The 6,630-nt window shown below is 63.6% G+C and carries 6 protein-coding genes and 1 pseudogene; 5 read left to right on the forward strand and 2 right to left on the reverse strand.

Annotation, left to right across the window (positions count from 1 at the left end; genetic code table 11):
- Window positions 1-227: 227 nt before the first annotated feature.
- From ACIU1A_RS00610 to ACIU1A_RS00625, 4 genes are all read left to right on the forward strand, one after another.
- On the forward strand, window positions 228-1,931 hold the full coding sequence (locus ACIU1A_RS00610; RefSeq protein WP_404924665.1) for a ParB N-terminal domain-containing protein: 1,704 nt from the start codon (window positions 228-230) through the stop codon (window positions 1,929-1,931).
- Between the two features lie 93 nt (window positions 1,932-2,024).
- Window positions 2,025-2,501 (forward strand): hypothetical protein, encoded by a 477-nt coding sequence (locus ACIU1A_RS00615; RefSeq protein WP_404924666.1) that lies wholly within the window; start codon window positions 2,025-2,027, stop codon window positions 2,499-2,501.
- Window positions 2,498-3,454: a DUF7007 domain-containing protein gene (locus tag ACIU1A_RS00620; protein WP_404924667.1), complete on the forward strand. Its 957-nt coding sequence runs from the start codon at window positions 2,498-2,500 to the stop codon at window positions 3,452-3,454. Before ACIU1A_RS00615 ends, ACIU1A_RS00620 begins: the two co-directional genes overlap by 4 nt.
- A gap of 1 nt (window position 3,455) precedes the next feature.
- Window positions 3,456-3,704, forward strand: a complete 249-nt coding sequence (locus ACIU1A_RS00625) for a hypothetical protein (RefSeq protein WP_404924668.1) — start codon at window positions 3,456-3,458, stop codon at window positions 3,702-3,704.
- A gap of 13 nt (window positions 3,705-3,717) precedes the next feature.
- On the opposite strand, the pseudogene ACIU1A_RS00630 reads toward ACIU1A_RS00625, so the two are convergent.
- A pseudogene (locus ACIU1A_RS00630) lies at window positions 3,718-4,026 on the reverse strand (alkylphosphonate utilization protein).
- Between the two features lie 500 nt (window positions 4,027-4,526).
- On the opposite strand from ACIU1A_RS00630, the gene ACIU1A_RS00635 reads away from it, so the two are divergent.
- Window positions 4,527-5,114, forward strand: a complete 588-nt coding sequence (locus ACIU1A_RS00635) for a hypothetical protein (protein ID WP_287161447.1) — start codon at window positions 4,527-4,529, stop codon at window positions 5,112-5,114.
- Window positions 5,115-5,273: 159 nt separating this feature from the next.
- Here the strand turns inward: ACIU1A_RS00635 and ACIU1A_RS00640 are convergent, their stop codons facing one another.
- Window positions 5,274-6,386 carry an MFS transporter gene (locus ACIU1A_RS00640; RefSeq protein ID WP_404924669.1) on the reverse strand — a complete coding sequence of 371 codons (1,113 nt, stop codon included), beginning with the start codon at window positions 6,384-6,386 and terminating at the stop codon, window positions 5,274-5,276.
- Between the last annotated feature and the right edge of the window lie 244 nt (window positions 6,387-6,630).

A 6,630-nucleotide genomic window follows, 5' to 3' on the forward strand; every position in this document is an offset into this window, starting at 1 on the left:
CGCTCGCAGATCGGGCGGGCCGCTGACGCTGGCGCTCAACCGCGCCGCTCGCGATCCCGGCCGATCGCTCTGCGCAGGGCTCGGAGCCCCGCTTGATCTGCCCGGCAGGGATGCTCGGCCGCAGTTGCACCGGCCCGTCCGCTCCGCGCTCCGGGGGATGTCTTCGGGAAGAAGACGAGGAAGGACCCGCGAACGGCGGTGTCCGCAACCCTTGAAGGAGCATCTCCATGGAACTGAAGTTTGTCGATCCGCGTGCGCTGAAGGACAACCCTGACAACGCGCGGCGCTCGAAGTCCAGCCCGCAGGCCGACGCGCTGCTGCTGGCTACCATTCGCGCCGTCGGCATCGTGCAGCCACCTGTCGTGGCGCCGGAAGCGGATGGCGGCAACGGCTATGTCGTTGATGCCGGACATCGTCGTGTGAGGCAGGCGATTGCCGCGGGTTTGGAAGAGATCGCCGTGCTGGTCATCGAGCGCGCCGAGGATGGTGGTGCAATGCGGTCGCTGGCCGAGACGCTGGCGCATGAGCAGCTCAATCCCGTCGATCAATGGCGCGCGATTGAGCGGCTGGTCGCGCTCGGCTGGACTGAGGAAGCGATCGCCCTCGCTTTAGCGCTTCCCGTCCGCCAGATCAGGAAGCTGCGCCTGCTCGCGAACGTTCTGCCGGCCATGTTGGACCAGATGGTCAAGGGCGACATGCCCAACGAGCAGCAGTTGCGCACCATCGCGTCGGCTTCGCTTGATGACCAGAAGGAGGTCTGGAAGAAGCACAAGCCGTCCAAGGCCGATCCCCAGGTGTCGTGGTGGAGCGTGGCGCAGGGGCTGACGAAGCGCCGCATGTACGCGCGCGACGCCAGCTTCGGTGACGATCTCGCTCACGCCTACGGCATTGCCTGGGTCGAGGACCTGTTCGCGCCGGCCGATGCGGACAGCCGCTATACGACCGATGTCGAGGCCTTCCTTGGCGCGCAGCAGGAGTGGATGGCAAACACTCTGCCCAAGCGCGGCGTGATCGTGGAAGCCGGTCAGTGGGGCGAGCCGAAGCTGCCGCCCAAGGCCGAGCGTGTGTACGGCAAGCCGTCGAAGTCCGATCACACCGCCATGTATCTCGACCGCGACGGCAAGGTGCAGTCGCTCGCGTACCGCATGCCGGCGGCCAAACAGCCCAAGGGCAAGAATGGCGCTGATGTTGAGGCCGATGGCGATGATATCGTCGTTACGGCAAAGCCGCGTCCGGACGTGACGCGCAAAGGCATAGAGATGATCGGCGATCTGCGTACCGACGCGCTGCACGAGGCGCTGTCGCGCGCACCGATCGAGGACGACACGCTGATGGCGCTGCTCGTCCTCGCCTTCGCCGGCCAGAATGTCACAGTGGCATCTGGTGCCCGCGACATCTCCTGTTACGGGGCCGCAGGCCTCGGCGAACATGCCGCGCGCCTGTTCGACCAGGAGGGCAGGCTCGCGTTCGAAATGGACACGCTGCGCATTGCCGTGCGGTCCTTGCTGATCGACGTTCTGTCCTGCAGGGAGAATCGCTCGGACAGCGGCGTTGTCGCCCGTGTCGCCGGCACCGTCATCGCCGCCGACCACTACCTGCCGAACATGGGGACGGAGGACTTCCTGTCATGCCTGTCGCGGCAGGCATTGGAAGCCGCCTGCGCGGATACATCCGTCCTGCCCCGTCAGAAGGTCAAGGACACCCGTGCGGCCCTGGTCGAGCATTTCAAGGAGGGCCGCTTCGTCCACCCGTCGGCGCTGTTTGCGCCCGCCCCGGAAAAGCTGACCTCCTGGCTGAAGATGAACGAGGCCAGGCAACAGCCTGAGGACGACGGCACGCCGGACGAGCTCGACGGCGATGCGCTCGTCGAGCCGCTGCACGACTATGCCGGCGACGATGACGCTGAAGGCTTCCGCGAGGCCGCCGAGTAGCAGCGCGCGCCTTCTTCCTTCCGATCGCATTACCGCCGCCGGTGACCTCACCGGCGGCGGTTTCGTTTTCACCCTAAACACCGGAGACCCATCATGTCGGCTCAATTGATCTATGACCTCGTTCCACTCGGTTCGATCGTAACTTATCGCGATGGAATACCACGCCCGCCCGAACGGCATCGCAAGAAGCTCGCCGCCTGGGAGAACCGCAACAGTGGCGGCCGGCTGATCCGCAAGCAGGCCGAAACCCGCGTCGGCAACATCACGCTGCCGGCATGCATTATCCTGCACAAGGGCGACTATGGCAGTCAGGGTGCCATCGTCCTGCGCGTTCACCAAAGCTTTTCGGTGAACAGCAATCTCAACTTCGCGGTGAAGGAGCGGCCCGGTATCGGCTCGGTCCTGGTGCTCGACCGCGACGGCGAAGACCCCGAACTGGTCTATCTCGCCAGCCATCGTGCGGATGCCGAGGAATGGCTGACGCAGCACGGCTATCCGCGAGCCGTTTTGCAAGAGGTGACGGCCGATGCCGTGGCCGCGGATACCGTCGTGGGGAGGGCGGCGGCATGAGCGCGGTCAGTCCCCGGATACGAGACCACGAGGCCCCCGGTAATCTGGGGGTTTGTTCTGGCCGCAGCGCCGACGGTTATCCCGTTGCGCTTGTCGGTGAAACGGCGTTCGCCATGATTCCGGCCCGGAATGGCCGGCACTATCTTGTCACGGGCTGGCGTATCCGCCGGCCCATGGCCGAATGGACGCGCAGCGATTTCTACGGCCATGCCGGTGAGCTTGCCGACGAGGCGGCGTTTTGCGCGCATGTCGAGGAGAGCGCCCTCCACCAGCAGCAGCGCGCAGCGCTCGGACGTCGCGAGATCCACTCCCGTGCCCACACGCCATGGGGAACGTCGCAGGCAGCGACTGTCTATGCCGAGGGTGTGACCTGCCATTCGACAGCGAGCCATGGCGGGTTCCATCTGTCGGTGGAGCGAAATCGCAAAGTCCATGATATGCTCCGTGCCGATGGCGGCTGGTACGAAGAGGACTGCCATTGGGCGGCCGTCGCCCAAGCCTTCCCGCAGCTCTTCACGGACTTCGAGAAGGCGTGTGCGGAAAAGACGATCCGCGACTGGTATCCGGACGCCTGGGAGGCGATCCACGGGAGGGTGCTCGAACCCGGCCAATCTGCGAAAAAGGACGAGCGGGCATTCTTCGAGAAGCATACCGATGACTGGGTCGTGGTGTCGGCGATCCGTTGCGAGCACCAGGCCGGTTTCACCGAGGTTATCGCGACCCCTGGCGGCAAGCGTGGACCGGGCACGGAGGAACGTCGCTTTCTCGTTTCGACCGACGAATACCATGTCGGCCGCTTTGGATTCGTCATCGATGTTGCGCGCCATCGTGTCTATGGCGGGCCACCGAGCTTCATGGATTGGCGGGGAGGGACACATAGTGTCTGTCCCCGATCGCCGCGCGCAGCTCTTTCGCATGGAAGAGGCACGGCGCCAGACACAGCGCCAGCTTGATATGATCGACCGGCAGATCATAAGGCGGATGACGGCAATTATTCCGCAGCTCAAGCCCCAGCGTACCGGCCACCGACGCCTAAAACCTGCCGATGCCAGGACCTTTCTGGAACGGTATCGATCGAACCTTGCCGCGATCACACAGGAAAGGCAGCACGAGATCGATGCGCTATCTCGCAAACTAGCAAGGCAGGACGCTGCAATCGAGGTGCTGCGTGCCAGACTGCCACCGGACCTGAGGCGCGCCTGATACTGCGGCCTGGTCAGCGCTTGCGTACGAACTCGGTTCGCAACACCAGCCCTTTATCGCGTCATGCCGGCAGTCGATTTCGTCGGGATTGTCGGTGAGGCGGATCGACTTGATCACCGTGCCCTGCTTCAGACTCTGCCCCGCGCCTTTGACCTTGAGGTCCTTGACGAAGGGCAACGGAGTCGCCGTCGGCAAGCACCTTGTCGGCGGCATACGGGCACTTCGATGCGTCCGGCAGAAGCTGCAATGGCAGCCATCTCCGACTCTGGTCGCCACTCCCCTGTCGCTCATCATAGACGTAGTCGTCCTTGTGATCTGTCATTGCCGCGGGATTGAATACAGTGCGTTGTCAGTTCGACGTGGGAGCAGGCCGAAGATCTGATCCGCAGCAACGGACCGGCGCACTCCGATACCAGCATGAGCCGAAGTTCAAACGCCGTCCCTCGCGCACCTAGCGGGCAGGCGGATCGTGTGGCGGCGGGAATTGAACAGTGGATTTCCTCCCGCATGCCGATATCCGAATTCATCCCTGGCCGGTCTTTCCGGCGGGTTTGCTGCGGTCTGAACCGGCGGCTGGCCCCTTCAAGGCCGCTATCGCGCCGCGGAGCGGCCGGAACCCGCCGATCTCGGCAAGGCCCGCCCGCGTCCTGCGCAGGAACCAGTGAAGGACTGGCCCCCGCTTTTCCGCAAGCCGACCTCGCTCGCCTGGCAGGTTCCGGACCCTGAAGCGTCCAGCTTCCGCCGGTTCCTTTCGACCGCACCCGCAGGGAAGACCGGCAAGGGCCGGATCACCTGAAGGGCATAGCTACAAAGGAAAGCTCAATGTCCAGTTCAACCCGCTCCACCAGGACCAAGGCCCGCGTCGTCCAGCTTCGCAAGGGCACGACCCTCGAAATGGTCCGGCTCTGCTGCCCGGACGGCCACCAGGCCACGCTCATCTCCGAAAGCTTCGGCCTTCCCGTCCTCGACAGCGACGGCATACGCGAATTCCACGAGCGCAGCCTGGTCGATGGCGCCGACACACTCTCCGAGGGGCTTTCCGACAAAGCGATGCAGATCCACCTGCAGAGGATCGTCGGCTCCTATGTCGGCTCCGCCTATGGAGCAGGCCAGTTCTACTCGAAGGCCGTCACCGAGGCCAAGGACGCCACAGCCAGGCTGGCCAACGACACCCGCGACGAGGACCTCGACGGTCCTGTCGGTTTCGACAGCAATGCACAGCGCAAGCGCGAGTTCGCCGCCGACATGGGCCTTCAAGCCCACGCGTTGCGCATGGCGGCCGAGGGCGCCGTCGCCGCCTACGAGCACATCGTCGGCGAGAGCTGGAGGCCCTACGAGCGACAGGTCGAGAACCCCGGCCAGGGCGTCAGCCGGCAGGCGGCCGATCTGCAGATGGCGGCTCTGGGCTAACTGCCACCGGGCGGAGCTTCGGCTCCGCCCGGCCTTCTTCGTACGACGGGTTTTGCGACAAACCCGTGTGACGTAGCAAGTCCCAGGATTAGCGCCGCTCTTGAGCTTTGCTCCAGAGGGACAAGCCGCCAACGCAGGCCGCAATGGCGAAGCCACACATCATGTAGAGGGTTGCCTCGAGGCTCCGGGCACCATTGTCGGCAGCAGATATATGGCAAGGCCAAACCCACTGGTAAGCAGGGTCGTGAAGGCTTGCACGCGGCCGATCATCGTGGTGTCCACGACCGTCAGAAGATGGCCATTGGCTGCCGCCCGGGCCACGTTCCACAGCATGCCGGCCACGCAATAAAGAACAACGGCGACCGCCGGACTTGTAGCCAGGGAGAACAGAACCAGGGAGGCACCCGCGGCAATCAGGATTGTGGGCGTAAGATTTCGGAGGCGTTCGGCAATTGACGCAATGCCGACAACCGCCAACGCGAGCATCCCAGCGACAGCGGCTGTCATCTCGAGCAGGCCGAACAGTCCGCTGTCTCCGCTGAGTGATCGGGTCACAAAACCTGGAAGGAGCAGATTGGTGATCTGGATCACGGCAAAGGCCAGGCCGACACTTACCGCCGCCGAAAGGCTGTAGGGATTATCGAGCAAATAGCTCAGCGCCTGCCTCGAAGCGGGAATGAGGCTGGGCCGCTGCGACGATTGAACATTGCCGCTACGAGACGTGATCATCTTCAGCATGGGAAGACAGGCCAGCGCCACCAGTGCGAACAACAGGGCAGACATGGGACTGCCGAGCCTATCGATGACAAGTCCGGCAGCACCTGTTCCGATCGCTATGCCAGCCTGGTTAAAGAGGGAGAGCCGAAGGGCGAATCCCATGCGCTGGGCTTCTGGGACAATCGCCTGCAAAACACCACTCAGCGATCCCGCCAAAAGCGCGAACCCGAAGGCTCCCAATACGCCGGAAACGATGAGAAGCACTGGCGACAAAGATTCTGCGACAATTCCGGTGGGAGCGAGAAGGAACAGCCCTAAGGCCCTGATCATCTGCCCTGCCACCGTCACGGTCCGCCGATCGTGCCGATCGACCAGATGACCCGCGACCGGCGCAAGCAACAGACCCGCCACGCTGGATGAAAGCAGCACCAGTCCCACCAGCCGAGAGCCGCCACCATGGAAAGCTATCCAGGCAGGTAGAACGATTCCGACACCAACGATGAAGAAAGAAGCGCACGAAAATGCAATGAATAGCGGTCGTTCAAAAGCTCTCACGCGGTGTTCCAGCCCTGATCAACATTGCTGCGCCTGGCACCCGATTCGCTAGCAGCACCCTGGGCCCAAAAAGCAATAGATGAGAAAAAGCAGGCAGACCACCTGATGCGGCCGTGCCAAGCGCGGTCGTCACGAATGTTGGTCCTGCTCCGGTCCTCGTTCCGCTAAAACGGCTTCGCCGTCCTCCACTAACGTTGCGGCCCTAATGCGACGTGTCCCTTCCTTCCGATTGCTCTTCTGTGGG

The organism is Mesorhizobium maamorense (assembly GCF_044998965.1).
Lineage (GTDB): Bacteria > Pseudomonadota > Alphaproteobacteria > Rhizobiales > Rhizobiaceae > Mesorhizobium.